Consider the following 15,951-nt stretch of genomic DNA (forward strand, 5'->3'; position numbering starts at 1 on the left):
CGATCGGCACGGTAGATTTGTAGGTATGAACGCCGCTGTTGAGAATTTTGTAATGCCCGGAAGTGGCGCCAGCATTACGGCGCTTCCCAAAATCTCCTTGCATGACCACCTTGACGGCGGGCTTCGACCCCAAACGATCGTGGAGCTGGCCGACGAAATCGGCTACGAGCTTCCCGAGACCGATGCGGGCAAACTCACCGAGTGGTTCTCGAGCCAGGCCGACTCTGGCTCTCTCGTTGACTACCTCAAGACGTTCGACGCGACGATCGCCGTGATGCAAACGACCGCCGGTCTCTCGCGGGTCGCGAGCGAATTTGTTCACGACCTCGCCGCCGATGGCGTCATCTACGGAGAAATCCGTTGGGCGCCCGAGCAGCACCTGCAGAAGGGCCTCGATCTGGATCAAGTTGTCGCCGCTGTGCAACAGGGACTCGAAGAAGGTGTGGATGCGGTGCGCTCGAGCGGCCGCAGCATCCGCGTTGGTCAGCTCTTGAGCTCCATGCGCCAGACCGACCGCGGCACCGACATCGCTGAGCTCGCCATCCGTCACCGCGACCGAGGCGTCATCGGCTTTGACATCGCCGGCCCCGAAGCAGGATTCCCGCCGAGCCGCATGCGCGGAGCGTTTGATCTGCTCGCGCACAGCTACATGCCCACCACCATCCACGCGGGAGAAGCGGCTGGCCTCGACAGCATCCGTAGTGCTCTCTTTGACGGTCGCGCGCTTCGTCTCGGTCATGGTGTGCGCTTGGCCGAAGACATTACGATCGCCAACGAAGACGATGAGAACACGTACGTCACGCTGGGGGATGTGGCGCAGTGGGTGAAGGATCGCGAGATCGCGCTCGAACTGAGCCCCTCGTCGAACCTCCAGACCGGTGCCATCGAGCAGTGGGGTGACGAGATGGTCGACCACCCCTTCGACCTGCTGTACCAGCTCGGCTTCCGCGTGACGGTGAACACCGACAACCGTCTTATGAGTGCCACTACCCTCAGCCGCGAACTCGCGTTGCTTACGGAAGCGTTCGGGTACGACCTCACCGACCTCGAAGTATTCCAAATCAACGCCGCCGCGGCAGCGTTCTTGCCGATCGAAGACCGCGAAGAGCTTTCCGAAGCAATCAGCGTCGGTTTCGAGAGAGCGTAGCTATGTCGCTTCCTCCGCTGCCCGAATCAGCGATTGAAATTGGTGCAATCGCCAAGGACTGGCGCACTGCTGTTGCGCTGTCTGGCGAAGCTCTGGCACGTTCCGGCGCGGCTCATCCGGGCTACGCCCTCGAGATGATCCGCATGATCGAGGATCACGGCCCGTATGTAGTGATCGCACCGGGCTTGGCCCTGGCTCATGCTCGCCCCGGCCCGCAAGTCATTTCCAACGGACTGTCGATCGTCACGCTCAAGGAGCCCGTTCGCTTCGGGCACGCGCACAACGATCCCGTTCGAGTCGTGCTGGGCCTCGCCATCACGGAGGCGGGCGCTCACTTGGCCGCCGTTGCTGCGGTGGCCAATATCTTCAACGACTCCTCCGCCATCGACCAACTCGCTGCCGCCACGACCCCCGCCGAGGTGCAACGCATCATGGGAGTGACCCCCGCATGAAGATCGTGACCATCTGTGGTGCTGGTATCGGCAGTTCCGGTGTTCTCAAAGTCAACGCCGAGCGGGCGCTGAAGGCTCTCGATCTCGAAGCCACTGTGGTGGCCGCCGATGTCAGCACCGTGCGCACCGTTGCCGCTGATGCCCAGATCATTCTCACGAGCCAAGAATTCGTCGAAGCGATCGGCAAGACGAACGCCGACGTCATCGTGATCGTCAATCTCTTCGATACGTCAGAGCTCGCCCAAAAACTCGAGGACGCCCTCGGTTAGACCAAGGACGCCCTCTGAGAGTGTCTGTATGCGCGTGAGCGCTAGCTGAGAAGCTCGCGCATTCCTGTCTCGAGCTGACTCGCGACGGCCTCGGCGGCAGCCTGCCGTTCGGCTCCGTCACCGGCCGTGCTCGAGGCATCCACATAAAACTTCAGCTTGGGCTCAGTGCCGCTGGGGCGCACGATGACCCGAGCGCCGCCCGCAATCTGCAAGCGGATGATGTTGCTGGGCGCGAACCCATCAACACCGTTCTCGAAGTCATCGAACGACTCGATCGCGAGGCCGCCCACGCTGCTGGGTGCCGCAGCACGCAAGCGCGTCATCGTCTCGCCGATCTCGGAGATCTGCGCGAAGCGCAGCGAGACCTGGCGCGAGGCGAAGGCGCCGAAGCGTGCGGTGAAAGCGTCGAGACGATCGAGGATCGTTGAGCCTTCGGCCTTGAGCTCGGCGGCCATCGACAGAAAGTCGACCGAGGCTGAGATGCCATCCTTGTCGCGAACCTTATCGGGGTCGACGAGGTACCCAAGGGCCTCTTCGTAGCCGAACACGAGTCCGTCGATGCGGGAGATCCACTTGAATCCGGTGAGGGTGTCGGTGTATTCCATGCCGTAGTCGGCGGCAATCGTGCGCAGAGCCGGAGATGAGACGATGGATGCCGCGAGCACTCCCACGCCCTGGGCGCGTTCCGCTGCACGCCAGCCGAGCAGCATGCCCACTTCGTTTCCGCTCAAGCGACGCCATTCGCCGTCGCGGCCCGGAACGGCAACCGCAAGGCGGTCGGCATCAGGGTCGTGCGCGATAGCGAGGTCGGCGCCGACCTCGCGAGCTTTCGCGAAGCTGAGATCCATGGCGCCAGGCTCTTCCGGGTTAGGGAAGGCGACGGTCGGAAATGCAGCGTCGGGGTGAGCTTGCTCTTCGACCAGAGCGGGAGCCGGGAATCCGGCTTTCTCATAGACCGCTTGGCTGGTCTCCCAGCCGACACCGTGCATGGCGGTGTACGTGTACACAACATCCTTGACCGGTCCGGCCAGAGCAGCCGTGCGTGCGATGTATTCGTCAACGACGCCGTCATCGGTCGTCACGAAGTCCGTCGATCGAGGCAGATCGGCAATCGACCCCTTGGCAACGATGTCGATCGCGTGGGCGATGTCGGCATCGGCGGGGGTCACGATCTGCGATCCGTGGTTGTCGCCGCCCAGATAAACCTTGTAACCGTTATCGATAGCCGGATTGTGGCTTGCCGTGACCATCACGCCAGCACTGACGTTGAGATGGCGAACAGCGAAGGCGAGCACGGGAGTCGGCAGCAGGCGCGGCAACAGAATGGCGCGCACTCCGGCACCGGCCATGATCGTGGCGGTATCGCGGGCAAAGACCTCGGAGTTCACGCGACCGTCGTAGCCGATCACAATGCTGGGGCTCAGCTCGTGAGTGAGCAGGTAGGCGGCAAGTCCCGCAGCCGCCTGAGTGACCAGCACCCGGTTCATGCGGTTAGGGCCGGCACCCAGTTCGCCGCGCAACCCGGCAGTACCGAACGCGAGCCGCGTATCGAAGCGGTGATGAAGGCCAGCGATAGCGGCCTCGTCGCCTTTGGCGGCATCCGCAATCAACGCTTCGAGCTCGGTATGGGTAACGGCGTCGGGGTCTTGCTCGAGCCACGTTTGGGCGGCGGCGATCAATTCGTCGGTGCTGAGGGGTGCTGCACTCATAGTGCGCTCACAATCTGGGCGAGAAGGCCGCTGATCTGTACTTCAGCGTCTTTGCCGGCCTGAATCACTTCTTCGTGGCTGAGGGGAGTGGACTGGATGCCGGCCGCCAAGTTCGTGATGAGCGACATTCCCAAGATTTCCATGCCTGCCTCACGCGCAGCGATCGCTTCGAGAGCCGTGGACATTCCCACAATGTGACCGCCCATCGTCTTGGCCATCTGGACTTCGGCTGGCGTCTCGTAGTGCGGGCCGCGGAACTGCGTGTACACGCCCTCGTCGAGGCTCGAGTCTATTGACTTCGCGATCTCGCGCAGGCGCTTGCTGTAGAGGTCGGTGAGGTCGATGAACGTCGCGCCTTCAAGGGGCGAGTCTGCCGTGAGGTTGAGGTGGTCGCTGATGAGCACGGGGGTTCCCGGCGTCCAGGTTTCCTTGATGCCGCCGGCGCCGTTGGTGAGAATCATGGTCGTGGCGCCGGTAGCGGCAGCAGTGCGTACCGAGTGAACAACGCGACGAACGCCGTGGTTCTCGTAGTAGTGGGTACGAGCTCCGATTACCAGGGCGCGCTTGCCGCTCGGTAACAGGATCGAGCGCAGGGTGCCGACGTGGCCTTCGAGGGCGGGCTTAGAGAAACCGGGGATGTCGGAAGCGGGAATCGTTGCGGTGGTTTCACCGATCAGATCGGCGGCCTTACTCCAGCCGCTACCGAGCGTGAGGGCAATGTCGTGCTTCTCGACTCCGGTCGCGGCTGCGATTGCGGCAGCGGCTTCCTTGGCGACCTCAAACGGGTCTGCAGTGGGGTCGTCGAGGGGGTTTGTGGTGGGCGACTGTGACATGGCATCCACTCTAAACGCTGGGGCAGTGAACTGACCGAGCAGTGCGGCGCGAATGTGAGCAGTTGCGTGCGCGTGTCGCTGGCGTTCGAGCATCCAAGCGAAGCGGGACCGCGGCTATATACGGGCGGTTTGTTGCTGGGCGAGAACCGCGCGAGAATAAGGGCATGGCCTATGAGTTTGAGCGCACCCAACGAATCGCAGTACTCGGTGGTGGCCCCGGTGGCTACGAAGCAGCCCTCGCGGGCGCGCAACTGGGGGCCGAAGTGACCCTCGTTGAACGTGCCGGCGTCGGTGGCTCGGCAGTGCTCACCGACGTGGTGCCCTCGAAGACTCTGATCGCGACCGCCGAAGCCACAAACGCGATTCGGGATGCGGCCGATCTGGGCGTGCAGTTCTACTCCCGTTCCGACTCGGGCCGTGCCGTTCGCCCCGACATCACCGTCAATCTCGCCGCGGTCAACGCCCGCCTCATGCGGCTCGCTCAGCAGCAGTCAGACGACATGAAGTCGCAACTCATCAAGGCTGGGGTGCGCATCATCCATGGCGAGGGTCGCCTCGATGGTCCTCAGCGCCTGGTCGTGTCGACCGGTAAGGGCAAAGCGGCAACCGACTTTGATGAAGTGGATGCCGACACCATTATCGTCTCCGTCGGCGCCCGCCCGCGCGTGCTCGATTCCGCCATGCCTGATGGCAAGCGCATCCTCACCTGGACGCAGCTCTACACGCTGAAAGAAACCCCAGAACACCTCATCGTCGTCGGTTCCGGTGTTACCGGTGCCGAGTTCGCTTCGGCCTACACTGCGCTCGGCGCCAAAGTCACTCTGATCTCGTCGCGTGACCGCGTGCTGCCGGGTGAAGACGAAGACGCTGCCCGCGTGATTGAAGATGTCTTCAAGCGCAACGGTATGACCGTGCTCTCCAAGTCCCGCGCCGAATCCGTCAAGACCACCGCAGATGGCGTGATCGCTACGCTCAGCGACGGCCGCACGGTCGAAGGCAGTCACTGCCTCATGGCCGTTGGCTCACTGCCGAACACGGAAGACCTTGGACTCGAAGAGGCTGGCGTGCAGCTGACCGAATCTGGCCACATCCGCGTCAACCGCGTGGCACGCACGTCAATGCCGTCGATCTACGCGGCCGGAGACTGCTCCGACTTCTTCCCACTAGCCTCCGTCGCGTCGATGCAGGGTCGCACCGCGGTGTTCCATGCCATGGGTGATGGCGTGACGCCGATCGAACTGCGCAACGTGGCATCGAATATCTTCACTCAGCCTGAGATCGCTACGGTTGGCTGGTCGCAGAAGCAGATCGAAGAGGGGCTCGTTCAGGGCACCATCTACAAGCTGCCTCTCGCTTCGAACCCGCGTGCCAAGATGATGGGCATCAAGGATGGCTTCGTGAAGCTCTTCGCCCGCACCGGCTCCGGCACCGTGATCGGTGGAGTCATCGTTGCCCCCAACGCCTCCGAGCTCATCATCTCGATCGCGCTCGCGGTAGAGCACCGCCTTACGGTTGACCAGATGGCTCGCGCTTTCTCCGTGTACCCGTCACTGACGGGCAGCATTACGGATGCCGCCCGCGCCATGCACGTCTCTCACTAGCGTTGCCAGCCCAACAGGGCTCAGCTGCGACGCAGCCTCCGCGCTAGCGATTCCTAGGCCTGCCCTGCGTCGTTCTGGCCTTCGTGGAAGGCGAGTTCGCCCGCGGATGCTGAGCCTTCTTTGAGATCCATGACGTGTTCGACGAGCGTGGTGGCGGTTTGTTCATCGATCACGAGGTCGGTGATGACGCCGGCGCGCAGAGCTGCCAGCAGTGGAACGACCTTGTTGTCGCCGGCCACACTGCAGATGCGGCGGGGGATTGCACGCAATTCTGCGGGGGTCGGCCCGGTTGCACGTGCGTTCAGAGAGAGGTCTTCGTAGCTGCCATCGGCGCGAAGAAATATGGTGCAGACGTCGCCCACAATGCCTTCGCTGTCGAGGGTTTCAATGTCGCTCGCTTCGAGGTAGCCGGCGGAGTAAACGTGGCTGGGCACTTCACCCGCGATGGCGCCGATGGAGAAGAGCGCGATGTCGGCCCGACGTTGATACTCGAGCACCCGCACGATTGACCGTTCGGACCACATGGCATTACGCGTTTCTGCGTAATCGAAGAAGGCGGGCACCGGAAATAGGTGCACTTGAGCATCGAAAGCGTCGCCGAAGTTGGCGATGAGATTGCCGGCGTACTCCACACCGGAGGTGCGCACGTTTGCGGCTCCGTTGAGTTGTACAACGGCGCTTCCACGGGTGGGTTTCTTGCCCAAATGGCGCGAAATTGCAGCCAAAGTGGTACCCCAGGCGACACCCATGATCATGTCGGAATCGAACCAGCCAGTGACCATGCGGGCGGTTGCTTTGGCTACCTGTTCGAGCTTCTCGGCTTCATCGGCGAGGTCTGCGACTGGCACCACGTGAGTGACGATACCGAAGCACGCTTCGATCTTCTTGCCCAGGCCCGGACCTCGGGTGGGTGTGGGGCGCAGCGTGATTTCGACGAGACCGCTCTCGCGGGCATCCCGCAGCAATCGAGACACGCTCGAGCGGGACATGTGCAGATGGTTGGCAATGGTGTCCATCTTGATGTCTTGCAGGTAATACATCGATGATGCGGCGAGCATCGCCTCTTCGCGTTCCATAACGTCCATCCTTGCACGTTCGTGCAGATGTGCTGCTCAGTTTGTCAGTAGACAGGTTCAGCGTAATACGCTGCTGAGCAGTGGATCATCCCAGAAGATTCACAGCCGCCTCGGCGGTAACCACCACCACACGATAGAAGAGCAGTGTTCATGGCTGATCAATCCCTCACCCGCGAAACCCGCGACAGCGCCATCCAGCGATTGATGGAGAGCGTGCAACCAGGTCGTGAACTCGACGTTCTCGTCATTGGTGGTGGAATCACCGGCGCCGGAATTGCTCTGGATGCTGCCACGCGTGGTCTCGACACTGTCGTTGTCGAATCCCAAGACTGGGCTGCCGGTTCCTCCAGCCGCGCCAGCAAGCTCATCCACGGCGGACTCCGCTACTTGCAGATGCTCGACTTCAAGCTCGTGCACGAGGCACTCACCGAGCGCGACTTGCTGCTCAACAACGTGGCACCGCACCTCGTGCGCCCGCTGCCGTTCCTGTACCCCCTGCGTCACCACGTCTGGGAGCGCGCCTTCGTCGGCGCCGGCATTGCCCTCTACGACTTCCTCGCCTCCGTCACAGTCAAGAGCACATCGGGCAAGCGCAGCGTGCCGTGGCACCGCCACTTGTCGCGCAAGCAGCTCGCTGTTCGCTTCCCCGGTCTTGCTCACGACGCCGCGGTCGGCGCGATCGAATACTGGGATGCCAACGTCGATGATGCTCGGTACGTCGTCAGCGTCATCCGCACCGCTTCGGCTCACGGAGCCGGCGCCGCTACGCGCATGCAGGTTGTGGAGATCACCAAAAACGAGAAGGGCGTCGTCAACGGCGCCGTCATGGTCGACCTCGAAACGGGAAAGAGCTTCCCGGTTCGCGCCAAGGCCGTCATCAACTCCACCGGCGTCTGGACTGGTGAGACTCAAGCTCTCGCCCACGAAAGCGGCGGGCTCAAGGTTCTGGCCTCGAAGGGCATCCACATTGTTGTTCCTCGCGAACGCATCAAGGGTGAAGCCGGCCTAATTCTACAAACTTCCAAGAGCGTGCTCTTCGTGATTCCCTGGTCACGCTATTGGGTCATCGGCACTACTGACACCCCGTGGAAAGAGAACCTTCTCAACCCTGCGGCCACCGCCGATGACATTGACTACGTCATTGCTGAAGCTAACGCAGTGCTCGCGAACCCCATCGATCGCACCGACGTGATCGGCACGTGGGCGGGCCTTCGCCCCCTGCTGCAGCCGGGCACGATAGAGGGCACGAACTCTGCGAAGGTCTCGCGGGAGCACACTGTGGCATCCCCGATTCCCGGGCTCACCGTCATCGCCGGTGGAAAGTTCACCACTTACCGCGTGATGGCGAAGGATGCTGTTGACTTTGCGATCGGCAAGGAAGCGGCCAAGGCCAACCCCTCTACGACCGCCACCGTCGCGCTTCTCGGAGCTGACGGCCTCGAGCAAGCAACCGCCAGCGCCGCTGCGCTCGGCGCAAAGTACGGCTGGAGCGACCAGATGGTCGACCACCTGCTGCACCGTTACGGCGCGAAAATCTCCGAGATCGCCGCCATCGCGGAGGCGGAGCCCGCCATGGGCAAGCCCCTCGCGCAGGCTTCCGCTTATCTCCGGGCCGAAATCGCGTACGCGATCACTCATGAAGGCGCCCTTCACCTCGAAGACCTCATGGTTCGCCGCACGCGCATGAACTACGAGTACCTCAACGAGGCCATGGCTGCCGTTCCCGAGGTAGCAGAAATTGCCGCAACGCTTCTCGGTTGGGATGAGCAGACCACCGCTCATGAAGTTGCGACCTATAGCCAGATGGCAGAGGCCGTCGCTGCTGCGGCGCTCACCCGCGACGACGAGAGCGCGTCCGACGTGCGCGAAGCAGCACCGCAAATCGTGCCGCTCGTCACTCCGCCAGCACCCGAAGCAAAATAACCGAACTACTGGAATGGGGTGCGCAAGCACCCTGCGAAGTACAGACGATCAATGGAGATACGCCGACGATGACACAGTACATACTGTCGATTGACCAAGGAACGACGAGCTCGCGCTCGATCATCTTTGATCACGACGCGCGTATCGTTTCGAGCGGTCAGCTTGAGCACGAACAGATTTTTCCTCGAGCCGGCTGGGTCGAACACGACCCGATGGAGATCTGGGACAACGTTCGGGAGACCGTGGGTCTCTCGCTCTCGCGGGCCAACCTGACTTATCAGGACATTGCCGCGGTTGGCATCACTAACCAGCGCGAAACCACGGTGGTGTGGAACAAGATCACCGGCGTCCCGGTCACGAATGCCATCGTCTGGCAAGACACTCGCACCCAGCACATCATCACGGAGCTTGCAGGCAACGACGGCCTTGAGAAGTACAAGGCCATTACGGGCTTGCCACTCGCGCCGTACTTTGCGGGCCCGAAGGTCACGTGGATTCTGCGCTACATCGATGGCGCCCAAGAGGCAGCGGACCGCGGCGAGCTACTGTTTGGAACGATCGACACCTGGTTGCTCTGGAACCTCACCGGTGGCATCGACGGGGGAGTGCACGCGACCGACGTGACCAACGCCTCCCGCACCATGCTCATGGATCTCGACACTCTCCAGTGGCGCGAAGATATCGCCGCAGACATGGGCATCCCGCTGTCGATGCTGCCCGAAATTCGCTCTTCCAGCGAGGTCTTTGGCCACTGTCGCGACCACGGCTCGCTCCCCGGAGTGCCCATCGCGGGCATCCTCGGCGACCAGCAAGCCGCGACGTTCGGCCAGGCCTGCTTCAGCGAAGGCATGGCGAAGAACACGTACGGCACCGGCAACTTCTTGCTGCTGAACACCGGTACGAAGCGTGTTCACAGCAACAACGGCCTGCTCACCACCGTCTGCTACAAGCTCGGTGACGCCGCTCCCGTGTACGCCCTCGAGGGATCGATCGCTGTCACTGGCTCGCTTATCCAGTGGCTGCGGGACAACCTCGGCATGTTCTCTGACGCTCCCGACGTTGAGCGCCTCGCTCTCGAAGTCGAAGACAACGGTGGTGCCTACTTTGTGCCGGCTTTCTCCGGACTTTTCGCCCCCTACTGGCGACCGGATGCTCGCGGAGCGCTGCTCGGCCTCACCCGTTACGTCACTAAGAACCACATCGCTCGTGCCGCCCTCGAAGCCACCGCGTACCAAACGCGCGAGGTTATGGACGCCATGAACGCGGATGCCGGAGTCGACCTTGCGGAACTCCGCGTCGATGGCGGCATGGTGGTCAACGAACTTCTCATGCAGTTTCAGGCAGACCAGCTGGGCGTGGATGTCATCCGCCCCCGCATCACCGAAACGACTGCTCTCGGAGCCGCCTTTGCGGCCGGGATCGCGATCGGTTTCTGGGAGAGCGAGCACGACGTGCTGTCGACCTGGAATGAAGACAAGAGGTGGAAGCCGCAGATGGCTCGCCTCGAGAGAGATCAGCTTTACCGCAACTGGAAAAAGGCGGTAACCAAGACCATGGGCTGGGTTGATGAGGACGTGGAGACCTAATCTGCCTGTTTTACCCATGACGAACGTGCTGTCAGTCACGTTCATAACCACACAGCAATCGATACCCACGAAGGGGTAGGGAATCAATGAAAACCTCGTTAGTAAAGAGGAACAGCTTCTGGCTCGTTCTCTCGCTAGTCATGATGTTGGTCACATCCATCGGTGCGTCCATCGTTCAAACCGGTGCAGGCTCAATCAGCGTGAAGGACATGCGCTGGGAGACCTCATCGGGTCAGATGATGAGCGCGCTGCTCTTCAAGCCTGACACCGCAACCGTCGACAACAAGGCTCCGGTCATCGTGGTGAGCCACGGTTGGTGGAACAACCGCGAAATGCAAGACGCCAACTACGTTGAGCTTGCACGTCGCGGCTACGTTGTTGTGTCGATCGACATGTACGGTCACGGCAACTCCTCGCCGCTGCTGACGGACAACTTGACGCTCGGTGGAACCGGTATGTACGACGCTGTCAAGCTCGTCGCCGACTTCCCCTACGTCGACACCGACAAGATTGGTGTGAGCGGTCACTCGAACGGTGCGCGCGCCGCAAACTTCTCGACCGTGCTCGACAACGCCGCTGATGAACAGCTCATCTCGGCAATCTTGCTCGTCGACAACGACGCTGTCTACACGGATGCCGAAGCTGAGAACGCGTACTTCAACCTCTACGGTGCCCGCGATGTCGGAATCGTTGCTGACCAGTACGACGAGTTCTTCTTCCGTAGCTACAGCGCCGAGGGCGAAGTTCTCACCCCGCCGCGTGACTACATCGGAACCCCGAACGCCCAGTCGTTCCTCCACTTCGGTGCAAACCCTGAAGACGTGTCGTCTGATGTTCGCGGCGCGAGTGAGTTCTTCACCGACTCGGTCGATGGCCAGGACGCCCTGCGCGTTGTGTACACGCCGGCAGAGAACCACCCGTGGGGAACCATCTCCAAGACGACCGTTGCTAGCCAGATCGAGTTCTTCCAAGAAGCGTTTGGTGCTCCCAACGAGATCGCAGCAGGCTCGCAGGTGTGGCAGGTCAAGGAGACCTTCACGCTCTTCGGTCTGATCGGCTTTGGAATCTTCCTGCTCGCCTTCACGCGCGCCATGTTGTCGACCCGTGCTTTCGCTGGTCTGCGCGCTCCGGCTGCTGCCGTTGTTCCGGCTACCCGCAAGGGACTCGCCTGGTTCTGGGGCGGACTGGTTGTTTCGGCAATCATCTCCGGTTGGAGCTGGTTGATCCTTGCTAACACCCCGTGGGTGGGAGCGATCGCGTTCAACGCTGTTCCGTTCTTCATGCCTCAGGGCGCCGTGTTCTTCGTAGCCTTCTGGGCCGCGGTCAACGCGATCGCTGCGATCATCATCATGACGATCTCCTACCTCGTCTTCGGACGCAAGAACGGTCTCGACCTTCGCGCATCCGGAGTTCTGCCGGGCTGGAAGAAGTTCTTCCACGGAATCGGTCTGGCCTTGGTCGTTGTTGTATCGGCCTACGCGATCGTCTTCGTGCTCGACTACTTCTTCAAGACGGACTTCCGCTGGTGGGTCATCGCTGTCAAGGCGTTCACGCCGGACAAGGTCGGCATTGCGCTCATGTACCTGCCGCTCTTCGCGATCTACTTCGTGGCGAACTCGGTTGCGGTCAACGCCTTCAACCGCTTCTCCATCCGCGGTAAGGAATGGATCAACACGGCACTGCTCGCGTTCTTCAACGCTCTGGCGCCCATCGTTCTCGTCATCGCTCAGTACACCAACTTCTTCACCACGGGGTACACGATCGACGGCTTCGGCGGAATCTTCAGCATCTGGCTGTACCCGGTCATCGTCATCTTGGCCGTCACCGCAGTTATCTCGCGCAAGATCTACCGTGAGACGAACAACCCGTACATCGCCGGCTTCATCAACGCGGCAATCGTTACCCTCATCTCGGTAACGAACACGCTCACCGCAGCGTAAGTACACCCTCTCCGATCAGCTGATCGGCTCCAGCAGCGCCCCGGTCACCATCTTGACCGGGGCGCTGTTGTGTGCGGAGCCCGCATGCGCGTGGGACAAATACGGGCGGTGCGGCATCCGCTATTTCGGCGGGCGATGCTCGGTCGCCCGTCGAAAGCCAGGGGGCTTAGGTGACGACGGTGATATCGACGTTTCGGCTGTCGTCCGTCGTTACGGTATGAACCGGCCCCGTGATGGTGACCGTTCCGAGCGGCTCCGCTTCGGTCTCGCAATCGCTGCCGAGCCACAGCCGCACGTCGCCAGGTTCGACGATGCGCGTCAGGCTGCGGTCGCTGAACGCGATACGCGTGGTCGGGATGCTCATCGCGAGAGTGCGCGATTCTCCCGGCTGCAGCGTCACTCGCGTGAACGCCACCAACTGACGCGTGGGCCGGGTAACAGAGCTCACGACATCATTGGCGTACACCTGAACGACCTCGTCACCTTCGAGCGTGCCCGTGTTGGTTACGGTGAGGTGGATGTCGAACCTACCGTCGGCAGCAATCGTCTCCGAGGCGATGCCCGCATCCGAATAGCGGAAGCTCGTGTAGCTGAGCCCGAAGCCGAAGGGGAAGGCGGGAGCCGTCGTGAGGTTGGATACTTCGCTCGGTTCGCCGAGGCGCGGGTGAAGGTACGAGTACGGTTGCGACCCTGCTGAGCGGGGCACCGAAACGGCGAGTCGGCCTGAGGGATTGATGCGACCGGCGATCGCACCGCTCATTGCCGCGGCCCCCTCTTCGCCGGGGAAGAACGCTTGAACGATGGCGGCGCCGCGAGCAGCAGCCCAGTCGATGGCATAGGGGCGTCCGGAAATGACTACGAGTACGACCGGGGTTCCGGTGTCGAGCACTGCTTCGACGAGCTGGCGTTGAACGCCGGGAAGCTCGAGCGAGTCGCGGTCGCAGCCTTCACCTGAAGTGCCGCGGCCAAAGAGACCGGCGTGGTCGCCGACGGCAATGACGGCAACCTCTGCAGTGGTGGCCAGCTTTACCGCCTCCGCAATTTTCGAGGTGTCGTCGTCGTCCACAGCGCAGCCCTGCGCGTAGCCAAGCACCCCGCTGAAATCGTGGCTGAGGCTCTCGAACAGAGTCTCGACTTCAATGCCCATGGCGACATCCGGATGTTGCCCGAGCACGTGATTGGTGAAGGAGTAGCAGCCGAAGAGGGCAGCGGTGCGGTGCGCGTTGGGGCCCACAACAGCAATCCGAGCGTCCGGAGCCAACGGCAGAATGCCCCCGTTGCTCAACAGCGTGATTGACTTTTCGGCGATGGCCGCGGCGATCGCGCGGTGCTGCGGGGGATCGAGATCGATCTCGTCGTCAGTGGCATCTACCGAGAAAGCAGCCGATTCGGGGTCAAGCAAGCCGAGCTGTTGCTTCTGTGTGAGCACCCGGCGCAGAGCCCGATCGACGAGCGCAATGTCGACCTCTCCGTTGTGGACCTTCGCAGCGAGCGGTGCCAAGTAGGCCTTACCCGTGGGTAACTCGACATCGACGCCCGCGGTCAAGGCTTGAGCGGCCGCATCACCCAGATCGCTGGCAACCTGATGCAGCGATTCAAGAAAAGCGACGCCGAAGTAATCGGCGACGACGGTTCCTTCGAAGCCCCAGCGATCGCGCAAAAGGTCAGTCAACAGGGTGGGGTCGGATGCAACGGGAACGCCGTCAATTTCGGCGTACGAGTGCATGACCGAGCCCACGCCCGCATCCAGCACCGCCATCTCAAAGGGAACAAGCAGCACGTCGGCCACTTCGCGCGGGCCGGCATGCACGGGAGCCAGGTTGCGCCCCGCTCGCGAGTTCGAGTACCCGACGAAGTGCTTGAGGGTGGCGATGACGCCCGTGGATTGCAGTCCACGGACGTAGGCAGAACCGAGTTCCCCAACGACGAAAGGGTCTTCGGCAATGCACTCTTCGACCCGGCCCCAGCGCACGTCGCGGATAACATCGAGCACGGGAGCGAGGCCCTGGTGAACCCCGAGCTTGGCCATACTCTCGCCGATCGCGTGCCCCATCTCTTCGATGAGGGCCGGATCAAACGTTGCGCCCCACGCCAAGGGAGTGGGGAACGTGGTCGCTTGCCACGCCGCCAAACCGGTGAGGCACTCTTCGTGGGCAATCGCTGGGATTCCCAGCCGAGTGTTGTCACGCAACCACCGTTGGGTGCGGCCCAACGCGGAGCGACCGGCGGCAGGGCTGACCGGAACCGTACCGAACACCCGAGTGAGGTGACCGAGTCCGTTCTTCGAGAATTCGTTGAAGTCGTCGACGCCGTCTTCCTGTGCACTCTGCATCGGAGCGACACTCTCGCCGTCGACGCCCGCGCCCACCCAAATGCCGACGAGCTGGGCGAGCTTTTCTTCGAGGGTCATCTGCGCGATGAGATTCTCGACCTGATCGTTGGTTTCGCTGGCGTCAGCGGGCGTGGTGATAGAGAGAGTCATGGTTTCTTTCTGGGGTGGAAGCGTGGGGGTGGCGTCGACAGGGAGGGTGATTACCCCTTGAAGGCGCCATCCATGACGCCGGCAACCATCTTGCGGCCGACGAAGATGAAGAGGATTAGCAGCGGAATCGTTGCGAGGAACGATCCCGACATCGCGAGACCGTAGTCAACGAAGTACTGCCGCTGCAGAGCCTTGATGGCCAATTGCACCGTGTAGTTTTCGGGCGACTGAATCACAATGAGCGGCCAAAGGAAGTCATTCCAGGCGGTGACGAACGCGAGGAGTCCGAGCACGAATCCAGCGGAGCGCACGAGGGGGAAGGCGATGCGCCAATAGATCTGCCAGGTGCTGCAACCGTCGATTCTCGCCGCCTGCATGAGTTCGTTGTTGAGAACGGTCGAGAGGTGCTGGCGCATCCAGAAGATACCGAAGGCGCTGGCCATTCCCGGCACGATGAGCGCCTGCAGAGTATCGATCCACTCAAGGTTCGACATGATCATGTAGAGCGGGATTACGGCGAGCTGGGTGGGAACCATCATGGTGATGAGAACGACGATGAAGAGTGGGTCGCGCCCGCGAAACTCCAACTTTGCGAAAGCGAATCCGGCCAGAGTGCACAAGATCATTTGAGAAATTGCGATGCTGCCGGCAACGATGAACGAGTTCAGCAGGCTCTGCACGAACGGCACGGTGGTGAAGACCTGCTCCGCTAGAACGAAAAAGTTGCCGCCGGGCACGATAGTCGGAGGCGTTTGGGATACCGCAGCGGAATCGTTCGTCGAGACGACGAACATCCAATAGAGCGGAAATGCGCTCAAGAGTACCGAGCCAAAGAGGAACGCATAGGTCCACCAGCGCACGCGACCGGCGAAAGCACGTTTGAGGGGGCGATGTGGAGTGGTGGCGACAGAGTCGGGGGTGGAAGTAGTCATG

At 61.8% G+C, this 15,951-nt stretch carries 12 protein-coding genes; 7 read left to right on the forward strand and 5 right to left on the reverse strand.

What is annotated here, in order from left to right; translation table 11 throughout:
* The first annotated feature begins 25 nt into the window (after positions 1-25).
* Genes ESZ53_RS12625 through ESZ53_RS12635 form a run of 3 tightly spaced genes read left to right on the forward strand, consistent with a single transcriptional unit; the run spans position 26 to position 1,868 of the window.
* Positions 26-1,147 (forward strand): adenosine deaminase, encoded by a 1,122-nt coding sequence (locus ESZ53_RS12625; protein WP_129073147.1) that lies wholly within the window; start codon positions 26-28, stop codon positions 1,145-1,147.
* Positions 1,148-1,149: 2 nt separating this feature from the next.
* A complete protein-coding gene (locus ESZ53_RS12630) occupies positions 1,150-1,599 on the forward strand; it encodes a PTS sugar transporter subunit IIA (RefSeq protein WP_129073148.1) in 450 nt (149 codons plus the stop codon).
* A complete protein-coding gene (locus ESZ53_RS12635; protein WP_129073149.1) occupies positions 1,596-1,868 on the forward strand; it encodes a PTS sugar transporter subunit IIB in 273 nt (90 codons plus the stop codon). The genes ESZ53_RS12630 and ESZ53_RS12635 overlap by 4 nt, the downstream gene beginning before the upstream one ends.
* Positions 1,869-1,909: 41 nt before the next feature.
* Here the strand turns inward: ESZ53_RS12635 and ESZ53_RS12640 are convergent, their stop codons facing one another.
* The gene (locus ESZ53_RS12640) at positions 1,910-3,577 is read right to left on the reverse strand and encodes a phospho-sugar mutase (RefSeq protein ID WP_129073150.1); all 1,668 of its coding nucleotides are present in this window, start codon (positions 3,575-3,577) and stop codon (positions 1,910-1,912) included.
* The gene (locus tag ESZ53_RS12645; RefSeq protein WP_129073151.1) at positions 3,574-4,410 is read right to left on the reverse strand and encodes a purine-nucleoside phosphorylase; all 837 of its coding nucleotides are present in this window, start codon (positions 4,408-4,410) and stop codon (positions 3,574-3,576) included. Before ESZ53_RS12645 ends, ESZ53_RS12640 begins: the two co-directional genes overlap by 4 nt.
* 164 nt (positions 4,411-4,574) lie before the next feature.
* On the opposite strand from ESZ53_RS12645, the gene ESZ53_RS12650 reads away from it, so the two are divergent.
* Positions 4,575-6,011, forward strand: coding sequence for an NAD(P)H-quinone dehydrogenase (locus tag ESZ53_RS12650; RefSeq protein ID WP_129073152.1), 1,437 nt, complete (start codon positions 4,575-4,577; stop codon positions 6,009-6,011).
* A gap of 53 nt (positions 6,012-6,064) precedes the next feature.
* Here ESZ53_RS12650 and ESZ53_RS12655 read toward each other — a convergent pair whose 3' ends face one another.
* Positions 6,065-7,087, reverse strand: a complete 1,023-nt coding sequence (locus tag ESZ53_RS12655; protein ID WP_129073153.1) for a sugar-binding transcriptional regulator — start codon at positions 7,085-7,087, stop codon at positions 6,065-6,067.
* Between the two features lie 150 nt (positions 7,088-7,237).
* Between ESZ53_RS12655 and ESZ53_RS12660 the strand changes: the two genes are divergently transcribed.
* The 3 genes from ESZ53_RS12660 (at position 7,238) to ESZ53_RS12670 (ending at position 12,536) form a co-directional block, all read left to right on the forward strand.
* Positions 7,238-9,010: a glycerol-3-phosphate dehydrogenase/oxidase gene (locus ESZ53_RS12660; RefSeq protein ID WP_129073154.1), complete on the forward strand. Its 1,773-nt coding sequence runs from the start codon at positions 7,238-7,240 to the stop codon at positions 9,008-9,010.
* Between the two features lie 68 nt (positions 9,011-9,078).
* Complete coding sequence (gene glpK / locus ESZ53_RS12665; protein WP_129073155.1) at positions 9,079-10,596, forward strand: glycerol kinase GlpK; 1,518 nt, start codon at positions 9,079-9,081, stop codon at positions 10,594-10,596.
* Between the two features lie 86 nt (positions 10,597-10,682).
* The gene (locus ESZ53_RS12670) at positions 10,683-12,536 is read left to right on the forward strand and encodes a S9 family peptidase (RefSeq protein WP_129073156.1); all 1,854 of its coding nucleotides are present in this window, start codon (positions 10,683-10,685) and stop codon (positions 12,534-12,536) included.
* A 166-nt stretch (positions 12,537-12,702) separates the two neighbouring features.
* On the opposite strand, the gene ESZ53_RS12675 is transcribed toward ESZ53_RS12670, so the two are convergent.
* Positions 12,703-15,018, reverse strand: a complete 2,316-nt coding sequence (locus ESZ53_RS12675) for a glycoside hydrolase family 3 N-terminal domain-containing protein (protein WP_129073157.1) — start codon at positions 15,016-15,018, stop codon at positions 12,703-12,705.
* A gap of 50 nt (positions 15,019-15,068) precedes the next feature.
* Positions 15,069-15,950 (reverse strand): carbohydrate ABC transporter permease, encoded by an 882-nt coding sequence (locus ESZ53_RS12680; RefSeq protein WP_129073158.1) that lies wholly within the window; start codon positions 15,948-15,950, stop codon positions 15,069-15,071.
* Between the last annotated feature and the right edge of the window lies 1 nt (position 15,951).

The organism is Salinibacterium sp. UTAS2018, from assembly GCF_004118935.1.
Taxonomy (GTDB): Bacteria; Actinomycetota; Actinomycetes; order Actinomycetales; family Microbacteriaceae; genus Rhodoglobus.